This is a genomic window from Streptococcus danieliae, from assembly GCF_013415245.1.
GTDB classification, from domain to species: domain Bacteria; phylum Bacillota; class Bacilli; order Lactobacillales; family Streptococcaceae; genus Streptococcus; species Streptococcus danieliae_A.
Genome location: NZ_JACBXX010000125.1, coordinates 13,811 through 33,508 on the forward strand (window position 1 = coordinate 13,811; position 19,698 = coordinate 33,508).

Annotated in this window: 23 protein-coding genes; all 23 read right to left on the bottom strand. The window is 41.7% G+C overall.

Translation table 11 applies throughout. From position 1 onward, the window contains the following. Positions 1–2,535 (bottom strand): hypothetical protein, encoded by a 2,535-nt coding sequence (locus HZY94_RS05330; RefSeq protein WP_179925318.1) that lies wholly within the window; start codon positions 2,533–2,535, stop codon positions 1–3. After that, positions 2,525–4,015 (bottom strand): phage tail protein, encoded by a 1,491-nt coding sequence (locus HZY94_RS05335; RefSeq protein ID WP_179925319.1) that lies wholly within the window; start codon positions 4,013–4,015, stop codon positions 2,525–2,527. Before HZY94_RS05335 ends, HZY94_RS05330 begins: the two co-directional genes overlap by 11 nt. Further along, on the bottom strand, positions 4,012–4,734 hold the full coding sequence (locus HZY94_RS05340; RefSeq protein WP_179925320.1) for a hypothetical protein: 723 nt from the start codon (positions 4,732–4,734) through the stop codon (positions 4,012–4,014). The genes HZY94_RS05335 and HZY94_RS05340 overlap by 4 nt, the downstream gene beginning before the upstream one ends. Then, positions 4,722–8,438, bottom strand: coding sequence for a hypothetical protein (locus HZY94_RS05345; protein ID WP_179925321.1), 3,717 nt, complete (start codon positions 8,436–8,438; stop codon positions 4,722–4,724). The genes HZY94_RS05340 and HZY94_RS05345 overlap by 13 nt, the downstream gene beginning before the upstream one ends. Beyond that, a complete protein-coding gene (locus HZY94_RS05350; protein ID WP_179925322.1) occupies positions 8,419–8,643 on the bottom strand; it encodes a hypothetical protein in 225 nt (74 codons plus the stop codon). The genes HZY94_RS05345 and HZY94_RS05350 overlap by 20 nt, the downstream gene beginning before the upstream one ends. Positions 8,644–8,750: 107 nt before the next feature. Continuing rightward, on the bottom strand, positions 8,751–9,197 hold the full coding sequence (locus HZY94_RS05355; RefSeq protein ID WP_179925323.1) for a tail assembly chaperone: 447 nt from the start codon (positions 9,195–9,197) through the stop codon (positions 8,751–8,753). A gap of 48 nt (positions 9,198–9,245) precedes the next feature. After that, positions 9,246–9,791, bottom strand: coding sequence for a phage major tail protein, TP901-1 family (locus tag HZY94_RS05360; RefSeq protein ID WP_179925324.1), 546 nt, complete (start codon positions 9,789–9,791; stop codon positions 9,246–9,248). 382 nt (positions 9,792–10,173) lie between these two features. After that, a complete protein-coding gene (locus HZY94_RS05365; RefSeq protein WP_228064561.1) occupies positions 10,174–10,536 on the bottom strand; it encodes an HK97-gp10 family putative phage morphogenesis protein in 363 nt (120 codons plus the stop codon). A gap of 1 nt (position 10,537) precedes the next feature. After that, the gene (locus tag HZY94_RS05370; RefSeq protein ID WP_179925325.1) at positions 10,538–10,843 is read right to left on the bottom strand and encodes a hypothetical protein; all 306 of its coding nucleotides are present in this window, start codon (positions 10,841–10,843) and stop codon (positions 10,538–10,540) included. Beyond that, positions 10,840–11,190 carry a phage head-tail connector protein gene (locus HZY94_RS05375; RefSeq protein ID WP_179925326.1) on the bottom strand — a complete coding sequence of 117 codons (351 nt, stop codon included), beginning with the start codon at positions 11,188–11,190 and terminating at the stop codon, positions 10,840–10,842. The genes HZY94_RS05370 and HZY94_RS05375 overlap by 4 nt, the downstream gene beginning before the upstream one ends. A gap of 2 nt (positions 11,191–11,192) precedes the next feature. Then, a complete protein-coding gene (locus HZY94_RS05380; protein ID WP_179925327.1) occupies positions 11,193–11,504 on the bottom strand; it encodes a HeH/LEM domain-containing protein in 312 nt (103 codons plus the stop codon). An 11-nt stretch (positions 11,505–11,515) separates the two neighbouring features. Next, a complete protein-coding gene (locus tag HZY94_RS05385) occupies positions 11,516–12,445 on the bottom strand; it encodes a phage major capsid protein (RefSeq protein ID WP_179925328.1) in 930 nt (309 codons plus the stop codon). A gap of 19 nt (positions 12,446–12,464) precedes the next feature. Continuing rightward, the gene (locus tag HZY94_RS05390) at positions 12,465–13,034 is read right to left on the bottom strand and encodes a capsid assembly scaffolding protein Gp46 family protein (protein ID WP_179925329.1); all 570 of its coding nucleotides are present in this window, start codon (positions 13,032–13,034) and stop codon (positions 12,465–12,467) included. Between the two features lie 106 nt (positions 13,035–13,140). Beyond that, positions 13,141–13,452 (bottom strand): hypothetical protein, encoded by a 312-nt coding sequence (locus HZY94_RS05395; RefSeq protein ID WP_179925330.1) that lies wholly within the window; start codon positions 13,450–13,452, stop codon positions 13,141–13,143. Positions 13,453–13,487: 35 nt separating this feature from the next. Then, positions 13,488–14,453, bottom strand: a complete 966-nt coding sequence (locus HZY94_RS05400; protein WP_179925331.1) for a minor capsid protein — start codon at positions 14,451–14,453, stop codon at positions 13,488–13,490. Further along, a complete protein-coding gene (locus HZY94_RS05405) occupies positions 14,428–15,942 on the bottom strand; it encodes a phage portal protein (RefSeq protein ID WP_179925332.1) in 1,515 nt (504 codons plus the stop codon). The genes HZY94_RS05400 and HZY94_RS05405 overlap by 26 nt, the downstream gene beginning before the upstream one ends. Before the next feature lies 1 nt (position 15,943). Then, entirely contained in the window at positions 15,944–17,230 is a 1,287-nt protein-coding gene (locus HZY94_RS05410; RefSeq protein ID WP_179925333.1) for a PBSX family phage terminase large subunit, read from the bottom strand. Continuing rightward, complete coding sequence (locus HZY94_RS05415) at positions 17,214–17,660, bottom strand: terminase small subunit (protein WP_228064562.1); 447 nt, start codon at positions 17,658–17,660, stop codon at positions 17,214–17,216. The genes HZY94_RS05410 and HZY94_RS05415 overlap by 17 nt, the downstream gene beginning before the upstream one ends. A gap of 91 nt (positions 17,661–17,751) precedes the next feature. Further along, the gene (locus HZY94_RS05420; RefSeq protein ID WP_179925334.1) at positions 17,752–18,168 is read right to left on the bottom strand and encodes a DUF1492 domain-containing protein; all 417 of its coding nucleotides are present in this window, start codon (positions 18,166–18,168) and stop codon (positions 17,752–17,754) included. Positions 18,169–18,277: 109 nt separating this feature from the next. After that, complete coding sequence (locus HZY94_RS05425; RefSeq protein WP_179925335.1) at positions 18,278–18,580, bottom strand: hypothetical protein; 303 nt, start codon at positions 18,578–18,580, stop codon at positions 18,278–18,280. A gap of 180 nt (positions 18,581–18,760) precedes the next feature. After that, on the bottom strand, positions 18,761–19,105 hold the full coding sequence (locus HZY94_RS05430) for a hypothetical protein (RefSeq protein ID WP_179925336.1): 345 nt from the start codon (positions 19,103–19,105) through the stop codon (positions 18,761–18,763). Then, positions 19,105–19,467, bottom strand: a complete 363-nt coding sequence (locus tag HZY94_RS05435; protein WP_228064563.1) for a YopX family protein — start codon at positions 19,465–19,467, stop codon at positions 19,105–19,107. Before HZY94_RS05435 ends, HZY94_RS05430 begins: the two co-directional genes overlap by 1 nt. Then, on the bottom strand, positions 19,464–19,640 hold the full coding sequence (locus tag HZY94_RS05440; protein ID WP_179925337.1) for a hypothetical protein: 177 nt from the start codon (positions 19,638–19,640) through the stop codon (positions 19,464–19,466). The genes HZY94_RS05435 and HZY94_RS05440 overlap by 4 nt, the downstream gene beginning before the upstream one ends. Positions 19,641–19,698: the final 58 nt, after the last annotated feature.

Here is a 19,698-nt window from a genome sequence, read left to right on the forward strand (position 1 = left end):
TCACTTTCTAAGTAAAACGTTATTACTATCAGTCGCATAGCCGATGAAGTCACCATCCGTCACAACTGCCAACCTGCCACCTACAAGTCCGATTTTCTGACCTGCAGATAGAGCGGAGAGACCTGTATCTTCCTTAGCAATGTAACCTCGGTACTTGATAACTCCGGTCGCTCCTGGTGCAATCGTATCAAGTGCTACACCATAGAAAAGCCAAGGCTCGCTTGGCCCTAAAGGTTGCACTGTATTTCCAGAAAGCTTGACTGGTGTTCCAATGATGATTTCGGATTGGCCAGAATTCCGAAGCACACGCACCTCATCTCCAAACTCGACCCTTTCCTTTCGTCCGGCCGAATTCACATTGATATAAGGAACGATGGTATTTCCGCCTCCGCTCACTTTGAAGTGGTTTCCTACACGAGAACCAGCTCGCTCTTCAAGTAGGTGTATCGCTTTGTCAATGTTACAGTTTTCAATTGTGACCTTTGATTGTTTGGTATTAGATCCATGAGAGCCGAAACGGATCGCCACATCACTGCCAGAAATAAATTGACAGGTTTTTATTTTGATGGTATTTCCATCTTGGTTTTCATTGTCATGCATAGAAAACGGAATAGTCGCTGATTTGAAAGTGCAGTTTTCAAACAGGTAATTACCATTGGAACCAGTCCCTGCAGCGTAGGCTTGCGTAGACTGCCAAACTCCAGCTTTATTCCCTTTATGTTCCAAATAACAATCAATATATCTCACGTCATTGCCATGATAAGAATTATTGGTCTCATCATGGATGGCGTAGCGTGTATTTCTAACATACATTTTGAGATTTCTAATTGTATTATGCTTCCACACATTCAGTAAGCTAATTCGCTTAGCTGAGTTTACCGTTGTTTTATCGTCAGGTACTTCCAGGTACAGCCTCACATCACCGACACCGATGATATTTACATAATCTGGTACTACGATTCCGAGACGCTCCGAGTTTGTCCGCTCTACGGTTTGTAGCCATTGATCCCCTCCAAGCTCTTCTAAGATATTGTACTCTCCAGAATGGATGTAAATGTTGAAAGGCTTATTCGGAGTCCCTTCTCCTAAAGAATTAATTGCTGCAACTAAACTAACAAAATCTCCGCTACCATCTTTTTTAACAGTAAAATCAGTTTTATTTTCTTTGGGAACAAAAGGAACATCTGTCTCGAGAGCTAAAGCCCCATAGTCAAGACTAGGCAACATAGTCGCTTTAGATAGGCCGCCAGAGATTAGTTTTGAGGATTCGTCCGCAAGACGTCTGGTGACCAACAAATATCCATCTTGAGAAGGGGTGAAATCTTCTGAAACTAGCCTATCAGAAGTCGCAAATTTTTTAACCAACTGATCATCTGTCGACATGAAATAGGTGAAGAATCCCCGGACTTTATGGAGTCCATAAGTTTCTCCAGACTTGAGAAAAACTGGAGGATAGACACCCCATGACGCGCTTGTTGCAGTTCCCTGCTTATTTCCTGTGTAATAGACATCTCTAGTGATTGCCGACTCATCTAGCAGTTGCTTAATAATTCGGATAAAACTCAAATCTTCGGCGTCTACTTCCAACTCCAATTTAGGAATTTTAATAGAAATATAGCCTCTGTGGATTTTATTCAAATCAACTCCAGAAGACCGCAGTTGATACAAGCTTTCACTAAATACTTGAGGAGTTTTGCCCGCTGGAGCTGTAATATACAGCAAGCCATCTTCCGAAGGAGTGAAATCCGTTGTAACAACTCCTTCTTTTTCCGAAAACTTTCGAATCATGCGTTTCCCATCTAGGGACACATAGTAAGAAAATACCCCTCGAATATCTTTTAAATAGTAAGTCTTATTAGCTAACAATCGCAGAGCTGGATAAGATTTTGTACTAGTATCAGGATAGTCACTCATCTTAGTACCAGCCCATGAATGAACCTTACCTTGAAATGCAGAATCTAAATCAAGCATTTGTTTGATACCGGATGTAAAGTCGACATTATCAGCGCTCACCTCATCCTTATCAAGCCCCTGTGCTTTGTAGAGACCTCCATCTTGCCACTGACGAGCAGAGTTAGACCAAAAATACCAATGACCGTTACCCTTAGCTACAACAATTCCCTGATCTCCGTTCGGATAAGCAGCTTGGATTGCTGGTAAATCTTGTAAAACTGCAATAGGACCTCCTCCTGTCATATTTTCAAGTTGTTCTTTAACCCACTCAATCGGAGCTTTATCCCTAAGATTAGCTGCCATTGAATCAAGACGATCAGGGAGAAGGTCAAAATCCCCTCGAGACTTAGCGACCTCTAAGTTCGCATTTCCTTCTTTCATAGCCTCAAGCCAAGTTCGCTCAAACAACTGAGCAATAATTTCCCTGACGTCTGAACCTTTGCCCTTTGTCCGTATCCATTCGGTTAAGTCTCTGATTTGGTGTAGGACCGTAGGATCTACATCTTCAAAATCTATATAGAATTTGTTACGATTGCTGGCTTCATCAGCCTGCCTCGTCAGACTCTTAAAATCATAGCCCATTTTCACTTCCTCCTTGCGTTGCTTTTAGTGTTTCGATAGCCTGGACAATTTCCGCAATCTTCATATCAAAGCTCTGTTTCTTACTTTCCGCAATCTGCTTCTGGGCGGTCAGACTCGTAATCAAGTCTGCATGTTCTTTTAAATTTAGTTGAGCAATTTGAGCGGTTAAAGATTGAATTTCTTGTGCAAAGCTATCAGAGTTCACTTGGTATTGAGATAATTCTGATTGTAAAACAAGCATCTGGCTATCGTACTTTGCTTGAGCTTCTAACTTAGCATTCGCAGCAGCCTGATCTGCCATGACCTTCTCCATTGATTTTGTCGCCTCTTGCTGTTGTAGTTGAAATCTCGATAGGGTCATACTGTCTGCCCCTACTGTCAAATCAACTGATTCTGGCTGAGTAACATCAATCACTTTTTTGATAATTTGTAGCCGCTCCATTCCCGAAAGAGGGGCATTATCTATAGGATGGCTGTTGCCAACCTTGAATTTCTCAAAGGTATGGTCAATCAAGTAGAGTTCAACCACCGAGACTGACCAAGCAGAGATGGCTATCTTCTGACTAGCCATATACTGCTGACCACGTTGTAACAGGATTCTGGCATCATTAATTTCCGTCCAATCAACAGGCTTCTGGATAATCCCAAACTGTCTGACTAGCTCAAGATCCTCAATATAGGCCCTTCCACCATTAACATCATTGATAGTGACACGTTCACGAACAACATACTGACCAGTCTCCTCATCTCGGTCCTCAGTTTCTAAATCGGCTCCCAAAGGAACAAGGCGGGTAATTAGATTACTCAGGTCAAGCTCTCTGCGTGCTGTCTCTATGTTGGTCCCAAGTTGAATAGGACTGGACATATCCTGCCCCACCTCTTGAAGATAGTCCAAATACATTCCATCTTCTTCCAATCGCAATTGGATATAACCTCCCATACGACCGACCAGGTAAGTTTTGATAGTCTCAAAAGTAGTGTCGTAACCGATGTAGCGGTGAGGTACATCCGACTGATTCGGAACAGTCACTAGGCCTACTTTAAAACGTTTATGAGATTCTACTTGACGATTATGAACCTCGATAATCCTTCTGAAATAATCCTCTACACCCTGATTAGGCACACGTTGAAACATTTGAGTAGAGTCTTGCAAATAGCCCAGCACCGACTCACAAACAAAAGTCTTAGCAAAGAGACCTGAGGAGTCCATGCCTGCATCTGGTTTCAGAACTCGGCCAAAAAATTCCACTTCTTTGTCGTACTTATTGATAATTTTAACCAGCCCTGTTATTGGTTCGATACTGTTGTAAAGCGGATGGTTATACGTTAGTTCAAATTCAAAAGTAGCAATATCTGACAGTGACTGTTCCAATCGACCGGCAGAAACTTTGTCACCGTCTAACTGAGTCTCGTGAAGCAGCATACCTTGTTTATCCTCATAGCTTTTATAGTAAAGAACCCTATATCCAAGCTCGGTCATCCCATAACCTCCTTCTGATAATGAAATTGAATAGTCCCAGTCCCTTCTACATATACTTCATTGACTCCTGGGCGGAGTGATAAGTAATAATCTTGCTTACTGCCTTTTTCGAAGATTTTTGGGGATTCATCGTTGACCTTAACAGAAAACTGACTATCCACAATAACCTTCGGTCTTACAGAGACTGATCCAGCATTGTAGAGTGGGAAAGTCAAAAATCCTTTGACCTTGTACTTGGTATAGTTAGCTACGTCTTCATCAAATTCGAAATCATCCCACAAATCATCAAAATAGTTAGTGTGGCTAATCATGTAAGGGTAACAATCAAAAACAATAGTTACAGTTAGCTGATTAAACCGCTCACCGTTTTCTACATCAACAGACTTGCACTTACCTAACCAGTAATAGTTAGAATCGTGGGTATCATAAAGTTTGTTCCGAGGATGAACCATCAGCTTTTGTTTGATAGTACGTTCTACAATTTTTCTCTGATTGTAAGGAGTATTAAAGAGTTTAAAAACGTACTCAATTTCACGGTTTTCAAAAACCCGTGACCCCAATAAAGCAGAAAAATCAAGAACCCCCTGCCTAAACGGGAGGTTCTTGAGAATTTCTTTTTCATCCGGTGTCGGGGCATTGCGTTCAATCAGATAAAGCTTTTCATTTTTAGAGTTGAAACCCATAAATTGGATATACTCCTTGATTTCTAGCTCATCCATGATGTTCTACTCCTTAACTGTGTATTTTCTCCAAGGTTTCTGTCAACCTTACGGCTAATAAGCTTACCGTCCAGATAAGTATTACCGTTTCTTCTTACTTCATCAATCAATTCATCAAATTTCTTAATCAATCGCTGCTGACTCGCTACATTGTCAATACTGTGCTGAACACTCTGAGGATTATGCGACACTGTCACACTGTTCATCAAATTTGCTGCCATATCTGGAACAGCAAATGAGCTATCTAATCCATCTTCCACCAATTGTGATAATTGTCTTGCCATGCCTGAAACGTTGTCCTTCACTTCTTGCCATCCCGAGCTGATACCTCGATTGAGACCGTACATAATAGCCAAACCATTATCAATCAAGAGGCGCTTATCGTAAGAAACAGGCCCTTTATGGTCCTTAATCCACTGAGCCATACTTGAGACACTAGCAGTGATTTGTGCCCAACCTGCATCAATCCCTCGTTTCAAACCTGCCATCAAGCTTACACCATTGGAATACAAGTCAACACCAGAACCAATATTTCTCAGTGAGCTGTTAGCACTAGTAACAAAACTCTGAGTGGTTGAAACCAACTGCTGCCCTGCCGATCTCCATGCTGCCACCATTTGAGTACCACCATTTCGAACAGATGAAACAATGGAAGTCATACCATTCTGAATAATGGATTTCATTTGACTCATTGTAGATTGAGTTATCGTTACCATCTGAGTCCCTGCAATTCTAATTGCAGTTGTCATTTGAGTACCACCATTTCGGACTGCTTGGGCACTTGCTATCATTCCATTTAATACGGCTAGTTTTATCTGGTTCATACTCAATTGCATGGCAACCAGCATTTGCGTACCTGCCATTTGTACAGCTACTACCATTTGCGTACCTGAACTTCTAATCGCAGCTGTTGCTCCTGACATAGATGACGTGATACCAGCGCCCAAAGTTGATACTTGAGCCAGTGCTTGGCTGGATGCTGAACCCAGCCTTTGTAAAGCATTCCCTGCGGAACTAGCCTGGGAGTTGAAAGCTGATAAACCTGCTCCTGCCACCATTGCAGCTGGAGCGATCGTCATGAGAATAGTAGCAAACTGTGTAATAGATGAGCTAACCGACATCAGCCCTGTTGCTGAATTTCGAACGCTAGTGGCAAAGACCGTCATAGCTGTCCCAGCCATAGTCAGTTGAGAAGGCAAGGTACCAAGACTTGTTGTCAATAGATTCAGGGCTGTCGGCAACATTTGGATAGCTAGACTAGCAGCTTGAGCTGAAGTTGCCATTAGTTGCATACCGATTCCTGCTGCTTGAAGACCTGGACCAGCCGAACCAATGCCTGAAGCTACAATAGCTGCTAAACCACCAGCTACTGCTGCAAGTGAAGCCCCCATATCAATAATATTAAGACTCGTAATCTTACTAATTCCGTTAGCTAATTGATCAAAGCCTTTACCAGCATTTAAAGCCGCATTCCCGATGGAATCAAACACCCCTGCTATTGAATCTAAAATTCCAGATACCGCTGAACCAAACGATTCAATCACACCTTGGGCACCTGAAAATACGGTCTCCAAAACTCCTCCAAAAGCCTCTAGTGCCCTGGATATACTATCAATAGTTGGCGGAATAACCGATGCAAGATTGGTAAATGCATCGATAATACTTGGTAGTTGAGATACTACCGCCGTCACCATTTCAGTTATAGACGGAATAAATGGAGCAATAGCTTGTATAATTTGAACTATGGCATTAGCTACTACAGTCACAATTGATGTGAACATCTCTGTGATGTTCGGGATAAATGGAGCCAAAGCTTGAACCATCTGGACAATGGCACCAGCGATCACCGTTACAAGCTGAAGAAAAGTTGAACTGATAATGGCAACGATTGGCGTAAGAGCCACTATAATTTGAGTCAATCTACCAGCCAAAGCTGTTATAATCTGAGCGATTGCTCCTCCGACTGCAGTTGCCACCATTGCAAAGGCCGCCCCAAAAGCAACGACCAGTGGAGATAGTAAAGCCAAAGCTCTAGCGATTGTCGTCATAACAGGGGCGAGGGCAATAAGAGATGAAACAAAAGCCTGGAGCACTCCACCAACCAATTTGACGAATATATCAGCCAATCCTTGCAGGAATGGAAGAATTGACCCTTGGAGAGCACTCAAAGCCGCTAGGGCAGCTGTTACTGCAGCAAGCCCCAGAGCAAACGAAGCAACACCAGCTGGATTCAACATGGAAACAGCTCTTGCAATACCTTGAAAGACAGTTGAAACAGCCGTCCCGATACCTCTAAAAATTGAAGAAATTCCTTTTCCAATTCCAGAAAAAGCTGATTTAATGGCTGTCCCTGCAGACTGGGCCATCTTTGCTAAACCAGTGAAAGGATTTGGGATTTTAGGAAAAGTCGGTTTGAATTTGCTGAATGGATTCGGGATTTTGACCCCTTTCAGCTTCATAAGAGCTGCAATAGTAAGCCCGACACCTGCAATTAAAGGTAGGAAAGCACCGATATTGAGCTTAGACAAGGCATTTTTAAAACTATCCAGTGCTGGTTGCACTTTCGTTTTCAACTCATTGAATTTTGCCACTACTGTGCTAACGACACTGTTGACAATATTGCGGAATTTTTCAGAATGCTTGTAGGCATATATCAAACCTGCCACTAAAGCAGCAATAGCCACGATAGCAAGGCCCCAGGGATTGGTCAGAACTGCTCCTATACCTTGAAAAATAGACTTGAGGGTACTAATCCCTTTCATAATCCCAGATATAGCCAAGAGAACTGGACCTGCGCCCACCGCAATTAGCCCAACCCATTTCTGCCAGGGTGCTAAGGGAAGATTGTCCCAAATAGTTTTTATGACTCCTTTGACATTCTTTGAGAAATTTACAATCGTTGTCTTCAAATTCTCCATCAACTGAGCTACATCTGCATCAGGATTCCCCAGACCTGCAACAAAGTTTGAGAATGCCCCTTTCATAGCGTCTAATGAACCAGAGACTGTTTTTTCTGATTCTTTTAGAAAGTTACCGTCGAACTGTTGCGTCCGATCCATGAACATTTGCATGGCCAGTTCAGCTTTTTCCGCATTGCTTGCGGTGCTCCACTTGAAATTGATACCTTTTTCCAAAGCATAAGCTTCAAGTGTTGTCGCATTCATGGCAACACCTAGGTTATCCATCATGGTGAAGTTTCCTTTAGCTGCACCCGCAATGGACTCCATGGCCATACCAAGGTCAAGTCCCATAACAGAGGCTACGTCTGAAGCCCGCTGCATAGCTTTCGAGGTCAAATCTAGAGCTCTCTGTTGCTCAACACCAGAACCTTGAAAGAGAGAACCCATCTTATTGGCTGTCGCCATATAATCAGAAGCTGATAAACCCATGTTTCTATAAGCTGTCTGAGCATCATTCTGGACACTTTTAGCAAACTGACCGAATACTGCTTCTGTTCCACCTAAATTCTGTTCAAGACTAGCATAACCTTTGACAACTGCTCCAATACCTGCAAGGGTTGGAGCAGTTAATCCAGCAGAAAGGGCTAGACCCGCAGTTTGGAATCCGTTTGCGACATTCTCAAAGGTACGATTTGATTTGCTTTGAAAGCTTTCAAAAACAGACTGAGCTTCTTTAATACCACTAGTAAAGTTAGAAACATTTGCCTTCAAAACTGCCGTCACATCAAATGCCATGACTGTCATCCTCCTTTTCTAGGTATTCATTCATCAAGCGATTCAGCTCAGACATACGATCAATACGACTTCTTTTCTCAGTCGGCCTAAAAAGATTTTGGATTTCAGCGTCATAATCAAAGAAATCCTCAAATGTCTCATATGCAGAACGGATATTTTTACCTTTCCCTTTAGTAGCTTTTGCTGCCTGGGTGTAAAAAGCATTTTTTGCCATTAGATACAACTTATCCACTGTTCTGATTTCAAAAGCCTTGCAATAGATGTAAAATTGCTCAAGCGTTGTATTATAGGCTTCTTGATAGTTAAGACCGGCTCTTGCAATTAGTAAGGCGATACAGTCGGTGTAGGTGTATTCGTATCTGTCTGAATCTCTGGCGCTTGTCCGACTACTGTCATCTGTTGATTCGCTGCCACTTGCGGAGCCTGGCCTCCTTGAATTTTCATAGCGTATGCCAGGATTGGTGATTTTTTTACTTCTTCCAAGATATTTGCAAAAACTTGATCAAGACGCCCTTCCACAACTAACTGAGTTAAATAATCTTCAAGCTCTTTATTGCTTGGCTTTTGCGGAGATGCAGCAGTTGCTGCCCGAATCAAGTCATAGAGGGCAAGGGGGTCTCCAAGAGCCTGTCCGACATTAAAAAGTGCCATGGCACCATAGCCGGTTTTCATACCTTCAAACTCAGCTGGTTTATGTTTATTCATCGCAGCTAGAAAACCAAGACCGAAAGTCAATTCATAGTTTTTATTGTTAATTGTTAAAATCATATTTCTCTCCTTACAAAAACAGGGCGGATAAACCGCCCACTACATGTGCTAAATTGATGTCACCTTAGCTAAGGTTTGATAAGCAAATTGAGCAGCCTTCACTGCAGCCTCCTGAGCTTCTGTCAAAGTGTCTTTATGATCAAAGATTCCATTGCCATTAATGGTATATGAGTAGGTCAACTCAACCTTACCGTCTGCAGCTGCAGATAGCTCAAAACTAGTGAATTTACCTTGGAAATAATCAACCAGATACTCTGTTTTTTGAGTCTCTTCATTTAATTTCCCTGACTTAATGTCAACATTCCAAACCTCTACAGTTTCACCATCCAGATACCACTGCCGCATCTGTTTCCACATTGCGATAGTATTTGGATCTGTATCACGATAAGCAAGAGCGGTAAACTCAAGCGTGTTTTCACCATCAGCAATACTCGTCACAATACCATCAACAGTAGTTTCTGAATCTGTTTCTTTTTCCATGCTGAGAGACATCTCCGTCATAAAACGAATGCGGTCAGCATCCTGTTGGGTGCTCTCTTTCAACAAACGGAAAAAAGCAAGATAGTCTTTCCCGTTAATTACTTCAATACTCATTGAATATCTCCTTTGTTATACGAAAATGAAATGTCCAACACCCTGTGAATGAGTGGTAGAACATCCGTGTTATCTGGTGCATCTTGTTGCTTGTAAGACAGAAAACTAATAGCGTACTCATGAGCCCTACCTGACAGTCTCAAAAGGTTTAAAAGCGAACTCGTCAATTCGTCAAGCTCCGCCCTTTGTGTTCGCTCAGCGTAAATGTGAACAGTCTGAGTAGAATCGCCCAAGAGATCAAAATTCATGTCATCCATGCTATTACTCTCGCCAATGTAGATGAATGGATACTGCGTTCCCACATCAGGTAAATAATCAAAAGTTCTGCCAGACACTTTTAGACTTTCAGAAAACACATGTCGAAAAATAGCGTGATTGGGCGTCAATCTTCAAATACTCCTTTCATGACATCGGTCATCTCTCTCTTGAATTCTGGCTCTATCTCGCGCAGAGCAGGTCGAATATGGGGCTTGCCGGGCTGAAATCTCGTTCCGTATTCCTGGTAGCCCTCATAGGCGGCTTCACCTTTGACATGACCTTCCAGCTGATCCGGATAAGAACTTTTGATGTGGTCTTTCAAGAATTCTGTGTCTTTCGGAGCCAGCTCTTGAGCTTTTTTCTTTAATTTCTCAGTCTTATTTTTTATGACCTTCCCAGACTGATCTCGGACTTTTGAACCGGCACCTTTGATAGTCATAGTCAACTGCTCAACTCCATGCCAGTCGATTTTCATTCCACCTGCCATATCAGCCTCCTACTTTCTTAAGGCGTACCGCTCCTTTGATAGGGGCATCAATCTGATCCAAAGGCTCATAACGATTCCCTTGATAAATTGCTGCCTGAAAAGGTTCCTGTGTCTGCTGAAAACGGCAAATCATAACCTTTTCATTGCGATTACCATACTCTTCGAAAATCTTAGCTTGAGAGATGAAATTGACTAAACAAGGGACAGTAGACTCCTGACCTACCAATCCCTCATAGATGTCTAGCTCAGGGTTATATTTTTGAGAAGCCTCTCCACGAACAAGTGTGATTCGATGGGGTGTTTTCATAGAAATCTCACCTTCCCTTTCTGCCTCAAAGATCCATCAATGCCAAAATCCTTGTCTAGAATCTTCATGTAGGGCTTGAAGAGGTTATCCCATTCTTGGTAAGTAACAGTATACCCATCTACCGTCTCTGACGTGACTCCTTCAGAACCTTTGCGACCATAAAGTTTGTAGACGACATTTTCAATCATGAACTGATATTTACTATCAATCTCTGAGACACCGACCAGGAGTTTAAAGTAGCTCTCAGCATCCGCAATCAAATCAGTAAGTAGGGTATCTTCCTCTGTATCAGTAGAAGCGATACCCAACCGTCGCTTAATTTTAGCTAATTGGGCATTTTCCTCCACATCTAAGCTCCTTTCAGTAAAGCAACTAGATCAGCCTTACTTGCACGAGATCCGTATTTGATACCTAGATTATCAAGAGCTGCCTTAAGTTCAGGAATTGTTTGGTCATAATCCTGCTCTTCTAAGTCTCTGTTATCTTCTTGAGTTGCCACGGATGGAGTATCATCAACTACGACAATCACTCCTTTTCCCAATAATTCCTCAAGGCGCTCGTCAGAGACTTTTAAGCCCTGGCGTGGATAGATAGCTCCTTCGTAATAGCAAAAATCATTATCCTGCGTATCACGGATGGCTTTTGTAGTTTTATAGATCATAGCCTACCTCCTTAAACTCCAACTGGCTGAATAGCAGCAAAAGCTTCATCATTCGGAATGGCAACAGCGATTTCAAAGATAGCACGAAGTGCTTGCATGTCCTGCTCGAACAAGTGAACATCTCCCGAATCAAGAGTTCCATCGTTTTGAACCTTGGACAAAGTGGCTTGATCTGCAATTTTCAAGCGAAGATTTGTACCATTTGGGATACCATAAACCAAGCCATTGAAATTACCTGTGATGAGAGTCCCAGCAGGATAGGTTTGACCGTCTTGCAGTTGTAATTGAGCATAAGGTAGTCCATCAAGTTCTCCATTGGCATTAGGGTTAGCTGGTTTTTCGAAGATATGCTGTCCGCCATTTACTTTATCAACGATCGAGCGAAGAGTACGATTGACCGTACGGTGTCCAACAAAGGCATTCGGGTCTTTGTCTGACTTATCCTCAACATCATAAATGCTATCGAGTGTAATATCACCAGAAACTACATTGCCTGCCTTCTTAGCAGAAGCAAGGACATTGGCACCAAACGGATTCCCATGCAGGCCAAGGAAAGCAGCACCGTCAATTTTCTTGTTAAAGAGGTCAACAATCTTGTCTTTAATACTTTCAAAGTAGTCTGTCCATGTGTAATTAAGCACCTCTTCAGTTACTGGGAGAATGACGGCAAGTTTTCGAGATTCCAATACATAAGATTTAGTTTGAACCTTTGCAGTTCCAATTTTTTGCCCTTCCCCCACAAAATAGGCATCTGTGAGTTGACCTACTTCAACACCTTTTCGGACCATCTTACCGTCCATTTCGACTTTTTGACCTAATTGGACCACCTTAGAAGTTTGTACAAGTGAGTCTGTAAACAATTCAGTGATATATTCCGATGTAATCTCTTTACCGAGTGAATCAGAAAGTAAGACTGTGTCTGGATTAAATGCTTGAGGCATAGTGCTCTCCTTCCTTTATCTAAAAACTAGTAATTTTCGCATTAGCGAATTTATCTTTCCCGCGTTTTGCTCCTCCGTCATCTCCGCCACTTGTTTTGGGTGGATCAGACTTAGCTTCCTCTCGTTTTTGAATGTTTAAGATATTTGCCATATTGGTAACAGCCAATTTGGTTGCTTCTTCATCATCCTTAACGACAAAAGCGAGCGTTGACTCATTAACAGGAACACCTTGAGCTTCGAGCTCCTTAATAGCAATGTCCTGCATTTGTCGCTGGGCAATTTGAGCTTTAAGGTCTGCGTTTTCCTCTTGGATAGCTTGAATAGCTTCCTGTTTTTCTTTTTCTTTCAGTGCTTGCAGTTCTTCATCGCTCATTTTCGCCTGGGCGACTGCATCGTCGATTTGTTTTTGAACATCTGCTTTAAGATTGGCAAGTTCAACCTGGTGCTTATCTTCTGCCAGTTTCAAACGACGCTGCATCTCAGCAACTGATACTGTTTTTTCCGTCTCAGAATTCGGATTACTATCCTGCTCCTTAACTTGGGAGTCTGTTTCTGGGTCAACTGCTGGGTTCTCTTTTTCTTCTGCCATATTAGGCTCCTTTCTTTACGCTTTAACGTCCAACCTCGACGAACTCATGCAGCTTTTAGTGTCCTCGGCACGGTTTGGACAAAACAAAAAGCCGTATCACTACGACTTATAAATCTCTTAGCCAACTGAAATCATTGTCAGTTAGAACCTGATACAAAATCTTACCGATTCGGTCAGCTTGCTCTTCATTGTGACCTGTATAGCCAGCTTCAACCAGAATCCCGTGAGTAATTTCATGAATCAATGTCTGATTCTCTAACTGTTTCGACAAGGAATCGTCTAACTCAATCTCTTGAGTTTTATATAAGATATGCCCCCAGTCTCCAGTTTTCCCTTGTAGATCCAGTTTCTTGTTGACTGTATAGGTAAGTCCACCAATTTTGACACTTTCTATACCTTGTTTATTGTCTGTATCCATGTCTCCTCCTTTTTTATGTGAATAGCAGCTAAATCTCACGCCCAGATCCCTTTGAGACCCTCGTTATCAAGCGTACTATCGCCTGTCTTATGCTTCATTTCAATGTGACCGTAGGATGAACAACGGCAGTTGGGGTGCATGGGATACATGTTCAATCCCTTCTCCACTTTATCAATCGGAATAGCCACCTTATCCAAGGGGCCGCATATATCGCAAGCCCCAGGCTCAGCTACGAAAATCATATGGGTGAAGTTATTCTCTTTCAACATAGCATACTGCGTATCTGCATTAATTCGAGCTATCTCGGTCTTAATCAATCGCTTTGCATTCATTTCATTAGCGCCATATCGTTTAGCCAGTCGTCTCATTTCCTGCTTGTAGCCCATCATATCAGTAAAAATCCGATTGAGTGAGCCAAATAAGTCTCTTTGAAGATTGGCTCGCAGACCTCTCGGACCCCAAACTCTCTCAGAAAAAGTTTGTCCATAAAAATCAGCAGCTAAAATGCTTTCCATGCGTTTCTTTGATCCGCTGGATGAGATACCTAAAATCCCTGCTTGACGCTTGTACTCATTCAAATACTCATCCTGACGTGCCTCATCAAAGACCTCATTGACTTCTGCGGTTAGATTTTGGATTTCAAGTGCTAATTCAGCCTTCAACAACTCCAGTCTGCTGACTTTCATCTTGAGGTTATAGACCTTCAGCCACTCATTCGTTTCATGAGTGAAATCTTTCTCTCTAACTGCTTTCGCTGCCTTATCCGCAAACTTAGTCACATCCATTTCAGATGCCCTTTTTCTAGCTTCAGCTTTTGTCAGACCTTCTCTACCGGCATATCGCATGTAAAAGCCGTCAATTTCCTTCTGCATGCGGTTAAATGACTCTTGGTAGATTTGAGCCAGTAGCTTATCTCGATCCAGGTCACGTTTCATCAACTCAGCCTGAGCTTGTCGCTCAGCGTTGTATCGCTGGTTACTCGCTAGCCTCTTGTCCGACATCTGAATCACCTACAATCTGCCTAATTTCACCATCACTAGCTCCCTGTTCTCTCATGATTCGACTCTTTTCAGTCCTTGTGTCTGTAAAACTTGCAGACTCCAAAAGAGTTTCCTGTGAAATCTCCATACCCGAGTTGATGGCAGATTGAATTTCTGCCCATACATCTGTCGGAAGGTTCTCATGAAAGGTAAAAGTCAGTAAGTTAGCATCAACAGCTTCAATCCCTTTCAGATTCTCAGCAAGTGTCTGCAGTAGCTTGTATCGACGTTTCAAAGCTTTAATGAAAAAGCCACGTTTTACCGATGTGACCTGTTGTAAATCTACTAACTTGTATCGAATAGCAATACCTGAAGTTGCTGAAAAAGTAGCATCATCTTGTAGATTCGGAAGACCAACAATCCGGAAAAAATCTTTAATCAATCGTGACTTGTAAGCTTCAACACCGCTGACATCGTATTGTTTATAGATATAGCCAGCTTCCAAATTAGTCTGTTGTCCGTTTGAAGATACTCCCGACTCCAGAATCAGCATATTCGCTTGTTTCATTTTCATGAGGTCTGAGGCATTCATACCGGTGCTTTGTACATCCCCCTTGATAACCAGCGTGGCATCGTTTAAATCAGACATGTAATTAGCTGTATCGCTTTCTGCCGCATCGTATGCATCAATGATGGGGATACCTTTTTCCCAATCCCCAAGGCGCTCTCGATTGTTCTGCCATTCGACGACCGGAACCATTTTGAAAGGATTCGTCTTGCGGTCTATTTCTTTCCAGTCGTTATCATAGCTGACGATTTCCTGATCCGTGTATACCGTAACAAACATTTCGCCGTTATAAATAGGGCAGTGAACAGCTGCAATAATCTCTTTTCGAACATCTGCACTTCTAACAGTAAACATCTCCTTGGCATCAATCAAAGAGACGGATGGTTGTTCAAATTCATCAAAATAGTGCAATTCAAATGCTCTACCAAAACGAGACGCATCGTAAACCAATTCACGATTGAGTGCTTCGATGTCATTATAACTATTAAAATCATCAATACTCGTCAACTCTAACTCTGTATCGATACACCCAATTGAAATAGGCTGACCAACTGTATAGCCAGTGAAAAAACGACTTGCTTGACCACCTAAATCATGTCTAATCCGATAATCTGCCTTTTCAGGCTCTAATCGCTTCCTGCCATTCAGGATAGTGTAATTATTACCGTTCGAATAGCTCTCCAGAATTTTCAAACGCTCCATCTGATTGTCGAAAAAGTTAGAGACCATTCTTTTCAATTCAGCCGGATCTCTGTCCTCTCGAACCAACTTATCTGCAGAGTGAAACATAAAATGGGCGTTCGCCTTATCTGAAAATCTCAGAAAATCTTCCCGTTTTTCAAGTGTTGAAGGCTCCATATCCCTCTCAAACTGATAAGACCGTGGGATATATTGCCCTTCCTGAAGCTTATCGTCTGTTGCATGCTGTGTTGTTTCAACCATCTTATCTCCTCATCCATTTTTTAACCGTTCTGATTTTGCTGTCTACATCTTGCCTACCCTTCACAAAGATGAGATTTTGCAATGCGTAACGAACTGCATCCAAGCAGTGATTGTAGCTATCACACGGCTCATTGACGTATTCGTTGGTCCGCCTGTCCTTTTTCCAGGTATAATTTTCCAACTCCTCAATCGTTTTGACACAGCGTTCATCGACAATAATGTCAAACTGCTGCATGAACTGAATACCTTGCAGCACTGAACCCTTCCCTTTATCGACAGGAATTGCTCTGCGTAATCCCAAGGTTTGAAGCTCAGCGATAGACTTTTGTTCTGCCGAATCTGCCGTAATAACCTCTTTCGAATAACCAAGGTTTGTGATAGCCTCAGCAATTTGATTATTCAACAGACCTTTTCGAACATACTCTTCCAAGATGTAAATTTTCTTGTTTTCCCGATCAACTTTGACATGCATAAAAGCTGACGGATCGTTTATAAAACCAAAGTCCAGACCAAAATAAGACGGTAAATGTGCCAGGGCATCTTTATTGAGTAGTCTTTTCTCATACTTAGGAAAAACCAGCTTGTCCAGGGTCGCAAATTCACCCAAAGCATAGATTTTGTAATAAGCTTCATTCCTGTTGGCCAACTCCTCAATATTTTCTCGAGTCACATCATCCAGAAATCGATTATCCTTGTAGGTAGTTTGATAAACAACGGTATTCTTTGGTTTCTTAACAAAAAAAGCATTAAAAACCCAATTCACTTTAGAAACTGGGTTAAACATGAGATATATCTGCTTTACTTTATGTTTTATATCCCTCAGACGCAAAGTCAACTGGGTGTAATCGTCTAAGGTGAACTCAGAAGCCTCTTCCATGACAATGTCTGAAATACCTTTGATGGACTTTATCTTTTCCGGATTATCCAACCCTTTGAAAATAAACTGGCCCCCGTTTGGCAACTCAATCCGGTAAGCTGAATTATTGACCTTACACTTATCTAGTAATTTCCAGGACTCTAGACATTGCTTGACATCCTCAAAAATTGAGTCGTAGACTGTCGAACCGACTTTTCGCAAAAAGAGAATCTTACGAGGGTATTTCCAATCCTGGCAAGCCTTGTATACTACCTTTTGGATAACTCCATGACTTTTACCGGATGATGCCCCACCATAGTGTATCTCAGTAAAAGTATTATAGTCTTCCAGCTTGTCATAGATGTGTTTGTTAAAGACTCGACTGGGGTACTTAATTGCAATATTGATTTTCGGGCTAGTCTTCATCGGCATCCCACTCACCTACCTTAATTTCAATTGTTCGTTGAGTGATTTCCTGCTTATCAACAAAAAGCCCATAGTGCTTACCTAGGTCAACTGCGGCGTTACGTCTAGTTGCCACACTCGGCTGAACCATTGATACTCTCTGAGTCCCTTCACCGTCCAAAACCAGCACTGGCTCAGTGACCTCTCCTCTCATGACAGCTGTTAAAAATTCAAAGACTTCTTGTTGATCCGCTACCCGTTCAGACTTCAGCTTTTCTAATCGCTCGTCTATATAGGCCTTAACGTTAGCATTTGTTAGCAGTCTACTACCATTTGCCCGTGCAACAGCATCCTTCTTAACATTCGGGTAAGCCTTTTTGTAGGCTTGGGTCGCATTTAAACTGATGATGTACTCATCGGCAAAAATCTTCTGTTTCTCAGTCATCCCATTTTCCATCACCTCCTTGAATAAACAGAAAAAAGCAAGGCAGTCATCTGCCTCACCTCCAATAATTGATACTACTAGTTTAGCACTTTAAAAGTACCATTTAGTACCGTTTGTACCATTTTTTCTCCAAATTCACTAAACCTGATTCTCTTACCCGTTGGATAGTTCCTCGGCCCCAGTGCAGCTCTTTTCGAACTTGATCCCAAGAATATCCATTGATATAAAACAGCCTCAAAACTATATTTTCCGCCGGATTCTCTAGCGACTCAATAGCTTTGACAAGTTCGTCTCGTTCTTTGAATATCTTTTCGATTTCATCATACAACTCTTTAGTTCTATCAATGATCGCAATATTCAAATCCTCTGACTTATTGCTCAAACTGCCACCTTTCGGCTCGTCTGAATACTGCTGCGATTTAAAAATACTCGATTTCAGACTCACGATCTCCTGCTGCAGCGATTTAATCTTGCTATCGATATACTTCAGCGAAGCTAAACGTTTTCGAATATCTGTCATAAACTCAACTTACCTCCACATCTTCGGCATTTGGCATACCAAGCACCCTCATGATTCCGTTCTAACTTCAAGACGTGCCCCTTTAACTTACAAATTAAGTACTTGAACATCAGCCACCTCCAATCAAGCCTAAGTCTAATAACTTACTGGCAATATCTCTGGCATAGTCTGAACCCGTCTTATCAGCTAGATGACTATAATGTCTGTAGATTTTTTCAAACACTTTCACAGCATTCTGATAATCTTTCAATTCATCCAGGCTCACTGTAATGTACTTAAATTTTGTACAAGGTCTAGATAATTTCAGAATAATTTCTTTCTGCTTCACAAAGACCTTGTCATACCACAGCGTTATGGTTGTTTTGATGATTCCCCCATGCGGGAGATTAGTACTCTTTTTGATTCTAGCCATCTAACCACCCCTTGTCCTCTTCGCCGTAGAATACTGAAAACTCTCCGTCCGGTGTAACTTTAACATACAGAGATTTAGATTCTAGCCGATTATCCATCAATTGTTTGTAAATGATTCTGATAATATCACTAACGCCTGACAATAGAGAAGCATATTTAAGATTATCACTTGTATCCCTCATCACTCCACCGCTACACTTTCTGAACGTCCATATAATAAATAGACCGCTACTTCCATCTGTGCTAAAGAATGAAGACAATTAACCCATTCTTTAAAACCTTCTGTCATAGGTAGCCATGGTTTACTAGCCCCAAAATCATAATCTTCCGTCTTTTCCTCTGAAAATATATAATCAAGAATTCCTAGAAAAGTCAGCCCATCATCTGCCAAATCTGCAAAATAATCAACTCGTTCTTTAACTTCAATAGGAAAATCATGAATTGGTGGGACTGCCTCATGTCCATTAGTAGTCCAACCGTAAATACCATTAAACTTTGGTTCAAAAATTTTTATAAGTTCCTCCATCACTCTACCTCCTCTAATAGCTCTGGATTTTCGTAGATGTTGCCGATAACTTCTCCAACTGCCCAAAAATCATATGGTAAATAATCGAAAGCTGTTTCCAATACAAATGCGAGAGATTCTTTCTGCCAAACAACAATCCCATACTTCTCACCTTCTGGGTTTTCTGGATAATAGAGAACATCTCCTTCAAATACTTCGACACCTTGTGAGTTAATCAGTCCCGTTGATTGCATGAGGATTGTATCTTCAAATGTTCTTCCATCTTCGAAGTCTCGCCAATCAAGATAGTCTTCACCATCATAGATTAAAAGCTCCGTATACATTTTATTGTTATGCCAAACTCTGAATTTTGGAATCATCATTCCAACCCTCCATTAATAATTGCGGCTACTTCGTCAAGTGCTAAATCTACTGTGGTTGTGTAATTATCCGGCATGCACACTCTAGTCTTAAGTTTTTCATCAACCACAATTTGGTCAATCCACATAACTTTTTGAGGTGCCACCCAATCATTTCCAATCTTTACTAATTTCATACTATCCTCCAACTCCATTCTTCACTTCTACACGATCCATCCATAAATTCCATCTATG